At 74.5% G+C, this 15,076-nt stretch carries 12 protein-coding genes; 6 read left to right on the forward strand and 6 right to left on the reverse strand.

Annotated features, from left to right (window positions below):
• Positions 1–3 precede the first annotated feature (3 nt).
• The 4 genes from HTZ77_RS09305 to HTZ77_RS09320 form a co-directional block, all read right to left on the reverse strand.
• Positions 4–948 carry an alcohol dehydrogenase catalytic domain-containing protein gene (locus tag HTZ77_RS09305; RefSeq protein WP_175589060.1) on the reverse strand — a complete coding sequence of 315 codons (945 nt, stop codon included), beginning with the start codon at positions 946–948 and terminating at the stop codon, positions 4–6.
• A gap of 230 nt (positions 949–1,178) precedes the next feature.
• Positions 1,179–2,693 (reverse strand): glycoside hydrolase family 43 protein, encoded by a 1,515-nt coding sequence (locus tag HTZ77_RS09310; protein WP_175589061.1) that lies wholly within the window; start codon positions 2,691–2,693, stop codon positions 1,179–1,181.
• A 172-nt stretch (positions 2,694–2,865) separates the two neighbouring features.
• Positions 2,866–4,140, reverse strand: coding sequence for a phytase (locus tag HTZ77_RS09315; RefSeq protein WP_175589062.1), 1,275 nt, complete (start codon positions 4,138–4,140; stop codon positions 2,866–2,868).
• Positions 4,141–4,279: 139 nt separating this feature from the next.
• The gene (locus tag HTZ77_RS09320; protein ID WP_175589063.1) at positions 4,280–4,954 is read right to left on the reverse strand and encodes a hypothetical protein; all 675 of its coding nucleotides are present in this window, start codon (positions 4,952–4,954) and stop codon (positions 4,280–4,282) included.
• A 138-nt stretch (positions 4,955–5,092) separates the two neighbouring features.
• Between HTZ77_RS09320 and HTZ77_RS09325 the strand changes: the two genes are divergently transcribed.
• Together HTZ77_RS09325 and HTZ77_RS09330 are read left to right on the forward strand one after the other, a co-directional pair.
• Positions 5,093–6,229, forward strand: coding sequence for a sensor histidine kinase (locus tag HTZ77_RS09325; RefSeq protein ID WP_175589064.1), 1,137 nt, complete (start codon positions 5,093–5,095; stop codon positions 6,227–6,229).
• A gap of 32 nt (positions 6,230–6,261) precedes the next feature.
• A complete protein-coding gene (locus HTZ77_RS09330) occupies positions 6,262–6,966 on the forward strand; it encodes a response regulator transcription factor (protein ID WP_328808500.1) in 705 nt (234 codons plus the stop codon).
• A 9-nt stretch (positions 6,967–6,975) separates the two neighbouring features.
• On the opposite strand, the gene HTZ77_RS09335 is transcribed toward HTZ77_RS09330, so the two are convergent.
• The gene (locus HTZ77_RS09335; RefSeq protein WP_175589065.1) at positions 6,976–9,216 is read right to left on the reverse strand and encodes a hypothetical protein; all 2,241 of its coding nucleotides are present in this window, start codon (positions 9,214–9,216) and stop codon (positions 6,976–6,978) included.
• Positions 9,217–9,313: 97 nt separating this feature from the next.
• A complete protein-coding gene (locus tag HTZ77_RS09340) occupies positions 9,314–11,083 on the reverse strand; it encodes a sigma-70 family RNA polymerase sigma factor (protein WP_175589066.1) in 1,770 nt (589 codons plus the stop codon).
• Positions 11,084–11,257: 174 nt separating this feature from the next.
• On the opposite strand from HTZ77_RS09340, the gene HTZ77_RS09345 reads away from it, so the two are divergent.
• Genes HTZ77_RS09345 through HTZ77_RS09360 form a run of 4 tightly spaced genes read left to right on the forward strand, consistent with a single transcriptional unit; the run spans position 11,258 to position 15,068 of the window.
• Positions 11,258–12,289, forward strand: a complete 1,032-nt coding sequence (locus tag HTZ77_RS09345; RefSeq protein WP_175589067.1) for an SIS domain-containing protein — start codon at positions 11,258–11,260, stop codon at positions 12,287–12,289.
• Positions 12,289–13,167: a PfkB family carbohydrate kinase gene (locus HTZ77_RS09350; RefSeq protein WP_175589068.1), complete on the forward strand. Its 879-nt coding sequence runs from the start codon at positions 12,289–12,291 to the stop codon at positions 13,165–13,167. The genes HTZ77_RS09345 and HTZ77_RS09350 overlap by 1 nt, the downstream gene beginning before the upstream one ends.
• Before the next feature lie 13 nt (positions 13,168–13,180).
• Complete coding sequence (locus tag HTZ77_RS09355; protein WP_175589069.1) at positions 13,181–14,089, forward strand: transporter substrate-binding domain-containing protein; 909 nt, start codon at positions 13,181–13,183, stop codon at positions 14,087–14,089.
• 37 nt (positions 14,090–14,126) lie between these two features.
• A complete protein-coding gene (locus tag HTZ77_RS09360; protein WP_175589070.1) occupies positions 14,127–15,068 on the forward strand; it encodes an amino acid ABC transporter permease in 942 nt (313 codons plus the stop codon).
• Positions 15,069–15,076: the final 8 nt, after the last annotated feature.

The following is a 15,076-nucleotide window of genomic DNA, read 5'->3' on the forward strand; positions in this document are numbered from 1 at the left end:
CTTCTACCTCGTTCCGGGGGTGAGCAGGGCCTTGACGGGGGTGGCGCCGCCGTTCATGAGTGCCGTGAACACGTCCGCGCCCTCGGCCAGGGGGAAGGTCTCGGCCCAGCTCAGGTCCCAGCCGGGGACCAGGCCGAGCGCGCCGGCGAAGTCGGCGTCGTCGTAGGCGAAGGAACCGAGCACGCGCTTCTCGCCGCGTACCAGGTCGCGGGCGTCGTAGCCGGCCGCCTGGTCGGCCAGGCCGAGCCAGACGGCCGCGCCGCCGGGGCGCAGGCGGGCCAGCGACTGCTCGCGCGTGGCGGCGACGCCGACGGCGTCGAACACCACGTCGTACTCGCCGGTCAGCTCGGGGCCCGTGGCGGCGGCGCCGAGCCGGGAGGCGATGGCGAGCCGTTCCGGCGAGCGGTCGGCGATCTCGACGGTGGCGGCGCCGCCGGAGAGGGCGGCCAGCAGGCAGGTCAGCCCGATGGCGCCGGCGCCGAGCACGCCGATCCGCGCCCCGGCCGGGCGCCCGGCCAGCCGCCAGGCGTGCACGGCGTTGGCGGTGGGCTCGACGAGGCCCGCGGCGGTCCAGCCGAGCCCGTCGGGCAGCGGCACGACGGCGCCCGCGGGCACCGCGACGCGCTCGGCGAACCCGCCGGGCCGGTGCACGCCGATCATCTGCCGGTTCCGGCACACGTTGCGCAGCCCGGCGGCGCAGACGTCGCACGTGCCGCAGGACAGGATCGGGTTGACCGCCACCGCCCGCCCGTCGTCGGTGCGGCCGGCGAACTCGTGCCCCATCACCAGGGGCGGCACCCGGAAGCCCGGGGTCCTGATGCCGTGCAGCTCGCTGCCGCAGATGCCGGACGTGACGACGTGGACCAGCACCTCGCCCCGGCCGACCTCGGGCTCGGGCACGTCGCGCGGCTCCACGACGCCCGGCGCGGTGAAGACGAGGGCCTTCACCGCGGCTCACCGGCGATCGCATGCTCCTGCTCCATGAAGCTCCATTCCATTATACGGAACGACGTTCCGATTCACTGACAGCAGATCATCGGGGCTGAGAGCATGTCAAGAGCTACGCCAGAACTCCCCTCCACGTCAGATGGCTGACGTTTCACGGCGTTTCCGCCCTTCACCGGCATGTTCCGGGAGATGGAACGGCCGCCCTGCTCACCAGAATCCAGGACGCCGGATCAGGCCCCCGTCGCCTCGTACGCGAACCAGTCGAAGCTCGCGCTGCCCTCCGTGGCGTACATGCCGATGACCCGCCCGGTGAAACCGGCGGCGACCTCGGTGGACAGGTAGCGGCCGTCCAGCTCGGCCAGCGGCAGGTCGCCGACCGAGAAGACGATCATGTCCGGGCCCCAGCTCCCCACGCCGGCGGACTCCCCGATCGACCCGGCGTCCGGGCCGACGACGGAGGGCGGGAGCACGTCGCGGGTGCGCGTCTCGACGGCGAGCAGCACCGGGCCGGGCGGCACCGGCCGCTCGGCCACGCACTGGCGCAGCGGGCCGATGCGGGCGATCACCCGCACCGAGCCGCCGCCCACCTCCAGGTCGTAGTGGTGCGCCTCGTCCATCCGCACGGACAGCCCGGCCGTGGCGGAGCCGGGGTCGAGCAGGGCGGTGACGCGGCAGTCGTGGTGCTGCTGGCGGCGGCCGACGAAGGTGTGGCCCGGCCGGTCGAGGGTGGGACCGGTGGCGTGCAGCGTGAGCCGGCCGCCGCCCAGCGACCAGGAGCCGTCCGGGCGGGCACGCGGCGAGATCCAGTGCGGGGCCAGGCGGTCGGCGTCGAAGTCGTCCCGGGCGGGCTCGGCCGGGAACGGGTGCCACGCGGCGGGTGCGGGATGGCGCTCCTCGACGGGCCCGGCGACCGGCCAGCCGTCCACCCACTCCACCGGCACGAGGAACGTCTCCCGGCCCAGCACCTGGAACTCCGGCGTGTGGCCACGCGGGCGGGTGCCGAGCAGCGTCATCCACCAGGTGCCGTCGGCGGCCTGGACGAGGTCGGCGTGGCCGGTGCTCTGGATCGGCCGGTCGGTGCCGCGGTGGGTGAGGATCGGGTTGACCGGGCCGGGCTCGAACGGGCCGCGCGGCGAGCGGGACCGGGCGATCGACATGGCGTGGCCGCGCTCGGTGCCGCCCTCCGACAGCAGCAGGTACCACCATCCGTCCACCCGGTACAGGTGCGGCGCCTCCGGGTACTTGCCGCCGGTGCCCGACCACACCTCGTACGGCCCCTCCAGCACCTTGCCCGCCACGGGGTCGATCCGCGCCAGCCTGACACCGGAGAAGGCGCACCAGCACGAGCCGTCCTCGTCCCAGGCGAGGTCGGGGTCGATGCCCGGCAGGTCGATCCGGACCGGGTCGGACCACGGGCCCTCGGGGCGGTCACTCGTGACGAGGAGGGTGCCCTCGCCGCCGACGACCGTGGTGATCACGTGGAAGACGCCGTCGTGGTGGCGGATCGTCGGCGCGTAGACGCCGCCGGAGGCGGGCAGCCCCGGCGGCAGGCGCAGTTGCGAGGGCCGGTCCAGGACGTTGCCGATCTGCCGCCAGTGCACCAGGTCGCGGCTGTGGAAGATCGGCACGCCGGGGAAGTACTCGAAGCTGGAGCAGACGAGGTAGTGGTCGTCGCCCACCCGGCACACGCTCGGGTCGGGGTGGAAGCCGGGCACCACCGGGTTGCCGTACGTCCGCGCCGTCATGGAGTTCGCGCCGTCATGGAGTCCTCTCCCGAAAGCTTTCGGCCGGGAAAGCCGATCACCAAGCCCGGACTCTAGGCGGACGTCCCCGAACCCGTCAACGACGTGCGACCAGAAGCGCCCGAGGCGGGCGGCGGGCGGCCGAAAGTTTCAGCCGGCCCGCCCGGCTCGCGCGTCAGCCGCGGGGGTTCCAGCCGTCCGGGTCCACGTCCAGGCCGAGCTCGCCGGCGACGGCGTCCCAGCCGGTGAGCTTGAAGTTCGTGTTCTCCCGGTCGCCGTCGGCCGGCGTGTTGGCGCCGTCGTGGGCGACGAACAGGCCCTCGTCGAAGTCGCCCAGCGGCACGTTCAGCACGGCGGAGCCGTCGCTGTGCTCGACGCCGTCCACGCCGTCGTCCTCGCCGACCTCGAACTGGCCGAGGTAGGCGTTGGGGCCCTCCCGGCGGTAGACGGCGAAGGTGCTGTCGCCCTGGCTGGAGGCCAGCAGGTAGCCCCTGCCGCCCTTGCGGTAGTAGATCGTCAGGCCCTCGGCGTCCGCGCTCAGGTGCCGGCCGCCGTATCCGGGGTCGGCGCCGGGGGCGCACTCCTCGGTGTCCGGGTCGTACGCGCCCGGCACGCCGTACTCGCGGACCCGGTCGATCAGGACCGGCGTCCCGGTGAGGTCGGCCCGCACGCGCCAGAGGCCGACGTCCTCCTGCGCCGCGTACAGGACGTCCCTCTCCTGGTCCACGACCATGCCCTCCACCTGCGGCTGCTCGCCCGGCTCCAGGCAGGGGGTCCAGCTCGTGCCGTCGGGCAGGGTGAACGAGGCGGGCAGGTCGAGTGTCCTGACGACCCGGTAGCCGACCGTGCCGCCGGGCCGGGCCAGCAGCCTGACCAGGGCGACGGAGGTCCGGTGGCGGCGGCTGACCAGCGCGTAGGTGCCGGTGGAGTCCTTCCAGGCGGCCAGCCCGTACGCGGTCTCGGCGTCGTTGACCTGCTCCTGGGTGGTGTTGAAGACGAACGGCGCGGCCGGGTCGGTCACGTCGGTGAGCCGGCCGCCGGCGACGGCGTAGACGCGCAACGTGTCACGGCCCCGGTCGGAGACGACCGCCAGGTCACGGCCGCCGAACCCGTAGGTGACGTCGACGTTGTCGAACCGGCCCGGCTCGTCCTCCGGCCCCGGTGCGGCGGGCGCCGCGACGCGCTGCACCTGCCGCCCGCCGAGGTCGTAGACGTAGAGCCCGCCCTCCTTGGCGGTGGCGATCACGACGCTGCGGCGGGAGTCGGACGGGTGGACCCAGATCGCCGGGTCGTCGCCGTTGGCGTTGCCGCCCGCCTCGTCGTCGAACAGGGACGGCGTCTCCACCTCCGGGTCGACCGTCGCGACGCCGCGACCGGACGCGGGCGCCGCCAGCCCTCCCACCAGTGCGCACGTCAGAGCGGCCAGGAGCAGCCTGGACAGGGGACGCATCGCGCCTCCTCCTTCGGGGTCGTAGACGTCGGGCCGGGCAGGCGGCCCGGGCGAGTCTCTCCGGCCCGGGTGACGGGCCGGTGAACGCCGCGATGCCTTCGCACGTCGGCCGTGGCGGACCCCGGGAACGGGAGACGGGTCACGCCCTGGCCGGCTCCACGGCGGGCGCCGGCGACCACTCGGCGTCGGGCATGCGGATCAGCGAGACGCCGACGAAGCCGAAGACCACCAGCAGGATGACCGGGCCGCCGAGCCCCAGCACCATGTTCCACGCGCTCGCGCCGAAGAGCCAGACGGCGATGCCGGCGAGCACGCCCGCCGGGAACCACCATCCCGCCCGGCCGGCGCGGGCGTAGGCGACCGCGACGAGGGCCAGGCCCAGGAAGGAGCCGATCATCCCGGGCAACTGCCAGGCGGCGACCATCGCGGGCTGCGCCGCGTCCTGCATGAGCTTCTCGGCCTGCGCCACCGGCAGGGCCTGGAAGAGCACGATGTCGAAGAAGTCCGAGATCATGAGGGACGAGAAGTTGATGAGGCCGAGGACCGTCACGGCACCCGCGAGGTTGGCCAGCACCACGCCCTTGCGGCGGACGAGGTGGACCAGCCCGAGCACGCCGGGCACGAACAGCACCCAGGCGTAGTGGAGGAGCGTCGCGCTGACGCCGACGGCGCCCGGGTTGTGCGCGTACGCCAGCGGGTCCTCGACGCCGGGCTCGGACGGGTCGGTGATCATGCCGAGGAGCAGGCAGAGCGGGGCGAGGACGAGGCTGACGCCGGCCGCGGTGCGGCGGAAGGAGTTCGCGTTCGCAATCATGGGTGGACCGTACGGACGGGGTGCCGGGCCCGTCGTCAAGGCGTCCTTTGACCGGCCGTCCCCCTCCAGGGTGATTTCAGGGCGCTCGCTCGGAGAGGGGCGGAATGGCATGGTCCCGGCCCCGGTTACCCTCTGCTCATGCTCCACCGCCGTCCCCCCACCCCCGTCGACTGGCTCGTCGCGGCGGTCGTGGGCCTGTTCGCGGTCGCGGAGGAGGTCAGCGGGCGCTCCATGGCGCCCTCCCGCGAGTACCTTCCGCTGTGGGTCGCGGGCGGGGTCGTCACGGCCGTCGGGGTGCTGTTCCGGCGCCGTGCCCCGTTCGGCGTCCTGGCGGTCTACTCGGCGGTCAACGTGGCGCTGTTCGCGCTGCTGCGTGAGAACGCCGCGGCCTGGCAGTTCTACACGCAGCTCGTGCTGCTGTTCACGCTGCTGTCGGAGGTGCGCCCACGCGGCGTGAAGGCCGCCGTCGGCGTCGTCGCGACCGGCGCGTACGTCGTCGCCATGATGCTCACCTCGTCGCCGCCCGCCGGCTGGGGCGACGTGGCCGTGGCCCTGGTGATGACCATGATCGCGGCCGGCGCGGGCCTGGCCGTGCGGCGTCACCGGGTGCTCGCCGTGCTGGCCGCCGAGCGCGGGGAGCTGCTGGCCCGCGAGGCCGTGGCCGACGAGCGCGCCCGCATCGCCCGCGAGCTGCACGACATCGTGGCCCACAGCGTGAGCGTCATGACCATGCAGACGGGCGGCGTGCGGCTGCTGCTGCGCGAGGACCAGGACCGTGAGCGGGACGTGCTCACCACGGTCGAGGAGACGGGCCGGGGCGCCCTGGAGGAGCTGCGGCGCATGCTCGGCCTGCTGCGCGGTCCGGAGGGCGGCGGCACGGTGCCGCAGGCGGGGCTCGACCGGCTGGGCGACCTGCTGGAGCAGGTGCGCGCGGCGGGGCTGGACGTGCGCCTCGACGTGCGGGGCGAGCCGGTGCCGCTGCCCGCCGGCCTGGACCTGTCGGCGTACCGGATCGTGCAGGAGGCGCTGACCAACACGCTCAAGCACGCGGGCCCCACACGGGCGGCGGTGACCGTCGCCCACCGGCCCGGCGAGCTGCGGCTGGAGATCGTCGACGAGGGGCCGCGCGAGGGTCGCGCCCCGGCGCGGGGCGCCGGGGCGGGCGGGCACGGGCTGATCGGCATGCGGGAGCGCGTGGCGCTGTTCCAGGGCACGCTGACGGCGGGTCCGGACGGCTCGGGCGGCTTCGCCGTACGGGCGGTGCTGCCACGGTGACCGCCGCACGAGGGGACGGGGACAGGGGTGAGGTGGACGAGACGGACGCGGACGGGACTCACACGGGCGCGGGCGTGCCCGGTGTGATCGGGATTTTGATCGCGGACGACCAGGCGATGATCAGGGCCGGGCTGCGGCTGGTGGTCGGCACCCAGCCCGACCTGGCCGTGCTCGGGGAGGCGTCCGACGGGGAGCGCGCGGTGGAGCTGGCCCGGAGCCTGCGCCCCGCCGTCGTGCTGCTCGACATCGCGATGCCCCGCCTGGACGGTCTGGAGGCGGCCCGCCGGATCCTCGCCGCGCCGGAGCCGCCACGGGTGATCATGCTGACGACGTACGACACGGACGACAACCTCGACCGGGCCCTGCACGCGGGCGTGAGCGGGTTCCTGCTGAAGGTGTCGCCGCCCGAGCACCTGTTCGCCGCGATCCGCAGCGCCGCGCGGGGCGACGTCCTGCTCGACCCCGCGGTCACCTCCCGGGTGGTCGACGCCTACCGCCGTACGGCGCCGCCGGCGTCCCGGCCGGTCACGGGGCTGACGGCGCGGGAGGAGGAGGTGCTGCTGCTGGTGGCGCGCGGGCTGTCCAACGCCGAGATCGCCGCCGGGCTGTCCATCACCGAAGCGACGGTCAGCACGCACATCAACCGCCTGCTGGCCAAGCTGTCGCTGCGCGACCGGGCCCAGGCGGTGCGATACGCGTACGAGTCGGGCGTCATCCGCCCCGGCGAACCCTCCTAGCCGGTCCGGTCAGGCCGGGCGGGCGAGCCTGGCGAAGGACAGGACCACGACCGTCGACAGCAGCCAGCCCAGCACGCTCGCCACGTTCAGCAGCGCCGAGGTCACCCGGCCGGCCGTGGTGCGCGTCTCCGGGTACCAGACGGCGCGCTGCCCCAGCGAGATCAGCGGGACGACGGTGTCGATCGTGTAGAAGACGGGGTCGAAGCAGCGGACCTGGCCGTCGCCGCACGGCCCCGGCCGGGGCGCCGCGCGGGCCCTGGTGGCGGTGGCGTCGGCCGCCTGCCCGGTCTCGTCCACGGTGACCAGGCGGCCGTCCACCGCGTACACGTTGCCGCGGGGATCCGTGGCGCGTAACGTCGCCTGCGCCGCCGGGGTCGCCACCAGGGCTCCCACCAGGGCCAGCAGCGCCCCCAGCAGCCAGAGCGTACGTCCCGGGCGGTAGCCGTAGCCGACCGTGACCCCGTACAGGACGTCCCGCAGGTCGCGCAGGACGCGGGCGGGCGGGCGAGCGCCCGGCGGCCGGGCCTGCCTGGCGCGCCTGCGCTGCTCCATGAGCAGCCGCTCGGCCTCCACCGGGCGGCCGTGCTGGCGGAAGACCCTGGCCGCCTGCTCGTACGGGCCCGCGTCGAACGGCTCCATCCCGCGCAGCCAGTCGCGGCGGGTCCGCCAGTCCCAGGAGCCGTCGAACCGGTCGTACACGAAGCCCGCGATCGCCGAGCGGCGCGGCCACGTCGCGGGATCGTCGGCGAGCACGGTCGTCACGGCGCCCGTGAGGTCCACCGACTCCGGAGGGGCCGCCCAGTGCAGGTCCATGCCGCCGCGCGCGGTCGCCGACACGGCCCCGAGATCGCCGAACGTGCCGCCCGCGCAGTCGAGCCGCCCCTCGATGACGGCGCGGTTCAGCAGCACGGAGCCGTCGGCCGCGAACCCCCCGGCCAGCAGGACCGATCCCCTGACCACGGCCTGGCGCAGGGAGAGCGCCTCGCCGCCGGGGTTCCGCAGCCGGGCGCGGTGGGCGTCCAGCGCGGTGCCTATCGTCGCGGAGCGGAAGATGATCCTCCCGCCGTGGGTCTCGACCCCGCGCAGGTCCACGTTGCCGTCGACGGTCGAGCCCTGCGCCGCGACGAGCGTGCCGGCCTCCGGCCCGCTCCACCGGGTGCCCTTCAGGACGAGGTCGCCCCTGACGTGCGCGCCCGCCAGCCGCAGCGCGCCCTCGACGGCCACCCCTTCGGCGAGGACGAGGCTGGAGCGGAGTTCGGCGTTGGTCAGGTCGAGCGCCCGCTCTCCGGGGGCGGCGAGCACCGTGCCCTCGTGGATCCGGATGGTGCTGTACGTCCCCATGGACAGGTCGACGCCGCCGCCGAACCGGCACTCCCCCTCGATGCTGACGTCGCCGTTCACGACGAGCCCGGGCGCGCTGACCACGGCGGCGACGTGGCGCCGGCTGTCGTAGCCGGAGCCCGCGGCGGGCCCGGCGGGCTCGAAGTCGGCGTCGCGGATCAGGAGCTGGCCGGCGATCCGGGCGTTGCCCAGGTCCAGGCGGCCCCGGATGAGCGGGCGGCGCCCCGTCTGGTCGGCGATGACGAAGACGCTGCCGCCGATCGTCGCGTCGCCGAGGTCGAGGGCCAGCCCGCGGTCGGGCCTCGTCAGGCGGGCGCCGGTCAGGTCGAGCGAGCCCGCCACGTCCGCGCCGAGGAGCCGGATGCCGCCGCGCGCCTCGAACCCGTGGAGCAGCCGGATCGTCCCGCCCACCCGCATCCGGTCGGCCTGCACCGCGCGGACCGCGCCGTCGATGACGGTGTCCACGCACAGCAGCCGTCCGCCGATCTCCGACTCGCACAGCCACACCGCGGCGCTGCACGAGGTGCTGGCCGAGGTCCACAGGGCGCCGCGGATGCGGGACCGGGACAGGTCGAGATCGCGGCGCACGCGCAGCCCGTTCGCCACGACGCCCGGGATGTCGCATCCGTCCAGCACCAGCGCGTGCAGCTCGGCGCCGTCGAGGTCGAGCGGCCGGTCGAACGCGCAGTCCACGAAGCGCAGCGGGAACGGGACCTGCATGCCGCGCAGGTCGAGGCCGCCCTCCACGCGAGCGCCCTCCAGGGTCAGGCCGCGGGGATCGACGTCCTGCGGGTCGCGCCGGAACAGCTCGCGCAGCAGGCCGCCGGACACGACGAGGTCGTCGCCGTCGAGCGAGCGGAGCGCCTCGCCGGTGGCGGCGGCGCGGCGCAGGGTCGCCTCATCGATCATGTGATCACCCTAGGGGCGGGGCTCGGTCTCGGGTCGGCCGGTGGAGACACGGTTCGGCGCGCGGGCGCGGGTCCGTGGCGTCGGCTCCGCGCGGTCCTCAGCCGGTGGAGACGCGGCTGCGCTGGGGGACGCGGGCCGGGTCGGCCGGGCGTGACCGGGTGAGGTACTGCGGGACGGGGGCGCGGTCGTCGCCGGTGTCGCGGGTCAGGCCGTAACGCAGGACGCCCCTGCCGGGGTCGGGCCGGGCGGAGAGGTCGGCCCAGACCTCGTTCCACGTCCGGGGCGCGACGGTGAGGTCCACGTCCGTGCCCGCCTCGTTGTTGTGGAACGTCACGCTGCCGTCCAGGTAGTAGAACTCGTTCTGCCACATCTGCTGCTGGCCGGCCGGCAGCCGGACGAATCCGGTCTCGGGCGAGCCCATCCACGTGACGCCCGGCGCCTGCTCGTCGTCCATGCGCCGCCCGCCGCCCGAGGCGACGTGGAAGAGCCTGCCTTTCAGGCCGGTCCAGGTGGCGGGCACGAACGGGCCGATCCGGTTGCGGTACAGGATGCCCCAGCGGACCTGGACGTAGCCCCGGCCGGTGATCGTGACATAGTCGCCCCGGTGCGTGATCGACGGGGCTCCGCCGAACCGGGAGTACCCGTGCCGGCCGCCGACGGTGATCGCTGCGGCGGGGCGGCGGGGCAGCCGGGCGGGCGGCCGGTTCCTGGGCGGGGCCTGGTCGGCCTGGTCGACGGTGCGCCCGTACGGCCCGGTCCGGCGGGTCCCGGCCGGGGAGGGCGTCGGCTCGGGGGACGGCGAGCGGGACGGCTTCGGCGTCGCCGCGCGCCGGGACGCGGCGGGCGTGGGCGTTCCCCGCGTGGGCCGCACCAGGGTCGACGGGGCGGGGGCCGGTGCGGCCCGACGGGGCGGAGGCTCCGGCCGCAGGCTCTGGACGGCGACCACTCCCCCGCCGACCAGCGTGGCGCCGACGACCGCGACCGCGATCGGCTTGACCGCCAGCGAGGAGCCCGCCGCGCCGACGGCCGCCTTGCCCTTGGCCAGCAGCCCGCCCTTCACCGCCGGCGCCACCGTACGGGCGAGCTCCAGCGCCCCGGCCGCGATCCCCGCCGGGACGGCGACCAGGCCCAGGCCGGCCAGCAGCCGCTCGGCCGGCACCAGGTCGGACAGCCGCCCCGTGCAGGCCGGGCAGTCGCGCACGTGCCGCGCGAGCCGCTTGCGCCACAGGTCGGACGGCGTGCCGTCCCACGACGCGGCGGCCCCGGCCAGGCCCTCGCAGCGCGGCCGTCCCGACAGCGCGCGCACCACCGCGCGGGCCGTCTCCAGCCTGCCCTTGGCCCGCTGGACGCGCACGGCCGCGTGCGGTTCGCTCATGCCCAGCCCGGCGGCCAGCTCGGCCCGGGACAGCGCGCCGGCCAGCTCCATCCACCACAGCGCGAGCACCTCGTGGTCGGCGGCGTCGAGCCACCGGACGGCCTCGGCCGTTTCCTTGCGCTGCCCGGACAGGCCGAGCCGGGTGACGGTGAGCGCGGCGAAGTCGGAGCCGGGGTCGGCCATGCCGAGCGCCTCGTCCAGGCCGGCCAGGGCGCTCCCCGAGGAGCGCCGCCACTCGCGCACCTGGTTCAGGGCGATCGCGACCAGCCAGGAGCGGAAGCTCGCCGGGTCGCGCAGCCCGGACACGCCGGTCACGACCCTGGCCATCGTCTCCTGGACGACGTCGTCCACGTCCGGGTGGCCGTCCATGGCGCGGCCCACGATGTTGTACACCAGCGGCAGGTGGCTCCTGACCAGCTCGTCGACGGCCCCGCGGTCGCCCGCGGCGGCGGCGCGCACCGTCTCGACCTCGTACGTCGGCCGCGTGGACATCCATCACCTCATTCCGGACCACATTTTCGCATTTGTCGCATGTACCCCCCTTCCACCTTTGGCCCCTCCGACCACGTGACCGCCGGAGCGTGGGCCCCGGGACCCTTGACGCGCCCGCTCCGCGAGAGGCATCATCGACCCCAATCTGAGATCGATCTCACATTGGAGCACAGAATGTCGCAGGTCCGCGTGCCCGTCCGCCCGCTCGGAGCGATATCGGAGACCTTCCGTGCCGATCTGGACGCGGCGGTGACGCCTCAGATCGAGGCCCAGGTGACCGCGTTCGTCGACAAGGCGCTCAGCCCGGCCACCCGGGTGATCTACCTCGTGGGCTGCGGCGGATCGCTGTTCATGTTCGGCGCCATGCGCTTCCTCCTCGAACGCTCCCCGATCCCCGTGGTCGCCCTCAACGCCGACGAGTTCATGCTGCGCCGCCCGGCCGCCCTCGGCCCCGGCTCGGTCGTGATCGCGAGCAGCACCAACGGCGGCACCCCCGAGACCGCCCGGGCCGTGCGCTTCGCCCGCGAGGCCGGCGCGCCGGTGCTGCTCGTCACCAAGGACCCGGACAGCCTCGTCGCCAAGGAGGCCGAGGACGTCGTCCTGCACCGCAGCGTCGAGGCCAAGCAGGTGCTCCAGGGGCTCATCGCGTACGCGCTGCTGCGGGCGCAGGGCGTGGCCGACGACTACGACGAGGCGCTGGCCGTCCTCCGCTCCTGCTCGGAGGCGTTCGAGACCTCGGTGCGCGAGCTGGACGAGCGGCTGCGCGACATCGCAGCGGCCTGCGTGGACGAGCCGTGCGTGTACGTGCTCGGCTCCGGCCCGCTGGAGGGCGCGGCCCAGACCTTCGCCGCCTGCTACCTGCAGGAGATGCAGACCAAGCACGCCGTGGCCACGGGCTCGGGCGAGTTCCTGCACGGCGCGTTCGAGGTGGTCGACGGCACGGTGCCGGTGATCGTGCTGCTCGGCGAGGACGCCACGCGGCCGATGGGCGCGCGCGCCGTCTCCTTCCTGGAGCGTTACAACCAGCGCAACCACGTCGTCGACGGCGCCTCGCTGTCGCTGCCCGGGGTGCCGGCGCGCCTGCGCGCCACGGTCGGCTCGTTCGTCATGGCGAGCTGCGTCACCGCCCGGCTGGCCCAGCACTTCGAGGCGTTCTCGGGCCGCCCGCTGAGCGAGCGCCGCTACATGTGGCGGGTCGAGTACTGATGCGGCTCGCGGCCGTCGGCGACAACATCACCGACTGCTACCTCGACGCGGGGCGGATGTACCCGGGCGGCAACTGCGTGAACGTGGCCGTCCACGCCGCCCGCGCCGGCGCGCGCGCCTCCTACGTCGGCTCCGCCGGGCGCGACGAGCGCGGCGACCGGCTCGCCGCCGCGCTGCGCCAGGAGGGCGTGGACGTCTCGCGCCTGCGCCGCCCGGCCGGGCCGACGGGCTACGCCACGGTCGTCAACGTCGGCGGCGAGCGCGTCTTCGGCCCGTACGACCGCGGGGTGGCGCGCTTCCGGCTCGACGAGGAGGACGTGGAGTTCGTCGCGGCCCACGACGTGGCGCACTCCAGCTACTCGGCGGACCTGGAGGAGCAGCTCCCGGCCCTCGCCGAGCGCGTACCGCTCTCGTTCGACTTCGACTCCCACACCGGCGACGACTACGCCGCCGCGCTGGTCCCGTACGTCGCCTACGCCTTCTTCTCGGCCTCGCACCTCGGCGAGGCCGAGACCCGCGACCTGCTGCGCTGGGCCGTCGGCCGGCCCCGCCACCGCGCGTCCCGCACGACCGGCGCCCGCGTGGCCCTGGCGACGCGCGGCGCGGCGGGCGCGTGGCTCTTCGACGGCCGCGAGCTGATCGCGGAGCCGGCCGTGCCGGTCGAGGTGGTCGACACGCTCGGCGCGGGAGACACCTTCATCGCCCACGTCCTGACCGGCCTCGCGGCCGGCCTGGGCGGGCGCGAGACCCTGCGGCGCGCCTCCGCGCACGCCGCGCGGGTCTGCACCGCGCTCGGCGCCTTCGGGCACGCCGCGCCGCTCACCCCGGACATCCCTCGACCCCACGAAGGCTCCCGAGCAGCACCGACCCCCCAGTAGCAAAGGAATCGACATGACCGGTATCAGTGGTGGCCGCACGAGCGCGGCCCTGATCGCGCTGCCGGTGTGCGCGGCGCTCCTCCTGTCCGCCTGCGGCGGCGGGTCCGCGGGCACGCCGGCCCAGGGGACGGCCCAGCGGGCCCGGCAAACCGCCGCCGACCCCGCGGTCGCCAGGCTCGTCCCCAAGGACCTCGCGAACGCCAAGGTCGCGGTCTTCGGGGACTGGGCGCCCGAGGAGTACGTGGAGAGCGGCCAGATCAAGGGCTGGAGCGTCGACCTGGCCAAGGCCATGGCCGCCAGGATGGGCGTGACCTTCACCTACACGGCCACCGGCTTCGACATGATCATCCCGGGCCTGGACAACGGCCGCTACGACGTGGCCGTGGCCTCGCTCGGGGTCACCCCCGAACGGCTGGAGAGCCTCGACTTCGTCCCGCTCCAGAAGGAGGGCACCGCCTTCGGCTGGAAGAAGGGGGCGGGGCTGAGCATCGCGCGGATCGAGGACGTGTGCGGCAAGTCCGTGGCCGTGCTCACCGGGGCCTGGGAGTACAAGTACCTCACCGAGCACAACCCCAAGACCTGCGGCGCCACCCCCATGAAGATCGAGCAGTTCAAGGACCAGCCCTCGGCCGAGCTGGCCGTGACCTCGGGCCGCGTCCAGCTCGTCGCCGCCGGCTCGGGCAAGCTCAAGTACAGCGCGAAGCAGACCGGCCAGCTCGAGACCTCCGCCCTGCTGGTCAACGCCGTCTACAACGGCCTGGGCGTGAAGAAGGACAGCCCGCTCGGGCCCGCGCTCAAGGCGGCGCTGCAGGCCGTCATCGACGACGGCACGTACGCGAAGATCCGCTCCGACTGGGGCGTGACCAGCGAGGGCGACCTCAGGACCGCCGTCCTCATCACCAAGGCCAACCCCGAGGGCTGACCGCAAGGACCAGTCCCGTCACCGTGAGGAGTCGTCGATGACGTTTGCCGGCAGCCCGGCCCGGGAGAGCGCCGGGGGCGGCGCGTTCCGCAGCGCGGAGGGCGCGCGGAGGGTGCCGCTGCGGCACCCGTGGTGGTGGGCCGGAGGGGCGGTCCTCGTCCTGCTGATCGCGCTGTTCGCGCGGCTGCTGGTGACGAACGAGAACATGCGCTGGTCGGTGGTCCTGGAGTACCTGTTCGACGGGGAGATCCTCGGCGGGCTCGTCACCACCCTGGAGCTGACCGTGCTGGCCATGGTGCTCGGCCTGGCCCTCGGCGTCGTCCTCGCGGTGATGCGGCTGTCGGCCAACCCGCTGTTCCGGTCCGTGAGCTGGCTCTGGCTGTGGTTCTTCCGGGGGGTGCCGCCGCTGGTGCAGATGGTGTTCTGGTTCAACCTGGCCACGCTGATCCCGGTGATCGAGCTGGGCGTCCCGTTCGGGCCCGCGCTCGCCTCCTGGGACACCAACACCGTCGTCTCGTCGTTCTCGGCGGCCATCCTCGGCCTCGCCCTCACCGAGAGCGCGTACGCCGCCGAGATGATCCGCGCCGGCATCCAGGCGGTGCCCCAGGGGCAGACGGAGGCGGCGCTGGTTGTCGGGATGTCCCGCTTCCAGGTGCTGCGGCGGGTCGTGCTGCCGCAGGCGCTGCGGATCGTCGTCCCGCCGATCGGCAACGACCTCATCTCGATGCTGAAGTTCACCTCGCTGGTCAGCGTCCTCGCCACGCCCGACCTGCTCTACAGCGCGCAGATGATCTACTCGCGCAACTACCGGACGATCCCGCTCCTGCTCGTGGCCACCATCTGGTACCTCGTGCTGACCACCCTGCTCACCCTCGCGCAGCAGCAGGTGGAACGGCGGATGCAGCTGACCCGGGCCGCGGCGGGCCGGGCCGGCGACGTACGGCGGCTGCGCTTCCTCCCCTCGTTCGGAAAGGCGTGAGGCGCCAC

Origin of the sequence: Nonomuraea montanisoli (genome assembly GCF_013363975.1) — a bacterium.
Classification (GTDB): domain Bacteria; phylum Actinomycetota; class Actinomycetes; order Streptosporangiales; family Streptosporangiaceae; genus Nonomuraea; species Nonomuraea montanisoli.

Bases quoted from the DNA above. Each gene is read 5' to 3' on its own strand.
- HTZ77_RS09310 (WP_175589061.1), bottom strand. From the start codon at position 2,693: ATGACGGCGCGGACGTACGGCAACCCGGTGGTGCCCGGCTTCCACCCC.
- HTZ77_RS09315 (WP_175589062.1), bottom strand. From the start codon at position 4,140: ATGCGTCCCCTGTCCAGGCTGCTCCTGGCCGCTCTGACGTGCGCACTG.
- HTZ77_RS09320 (WP_175589063.1), bottom strand. From the start codon at position 4,954: ATGATTGCGAACGCGAACTCCTTCCGCCGCACCGCGGCCGGCGTCAGC.
- HTZ77_RS09325 (WP_175589064.1), top strand. From the start codon at position 5,093: ATGCTCCACCGCCGTCCCCCCACCCCCGTCGACTGGCTCGTCGCGGCG.
- HTZ77_RS09335 (WP_175589065.1), bottom strand. From the start codon at position 9,216: ATGATCGATGAGGCGACCCTGCGCCGCGCCGCCGCCACCGGCGAGGCG.
- HTZ77_RS09340 (WP_175589066.1), bottom strand. From the start codon at position 11,083: ATGTCCACGCGGCCGACGTACGAGGTCGAGACGGTGCGCGCCGCCGCC.
- HTZ77_RS09345 (WP_175589067.1), top strand. From the start codon at position 11,258: ATGTCGCAGGTCCGCGTGCCCGTCCGCCCGCTCGGAGCGATATCGGAG.
- HTZ77_RS09350 (WP_175589068.1), top strand. From the start codon at position 12,289: ATGCGGCTCGCGGCCGTCGGCGACAACATCACCGACTGCTACCTCGAC.
- HTZ77_RS09355 (WP_175589069.1), top strand. From the start codon at position 13,181: ATGACCGGTATCAGTGGTGGCCGCACGAGCGCGGCCCTGATCGCGCTG.
- HTZ77_RS09360 (WP_175589070.1), top strand. From the start codon at position 14,127: ATGACGTTTGCCGGCAGCCCGGCCCGGGAGAGCGCCGGGGGCGGCGCG.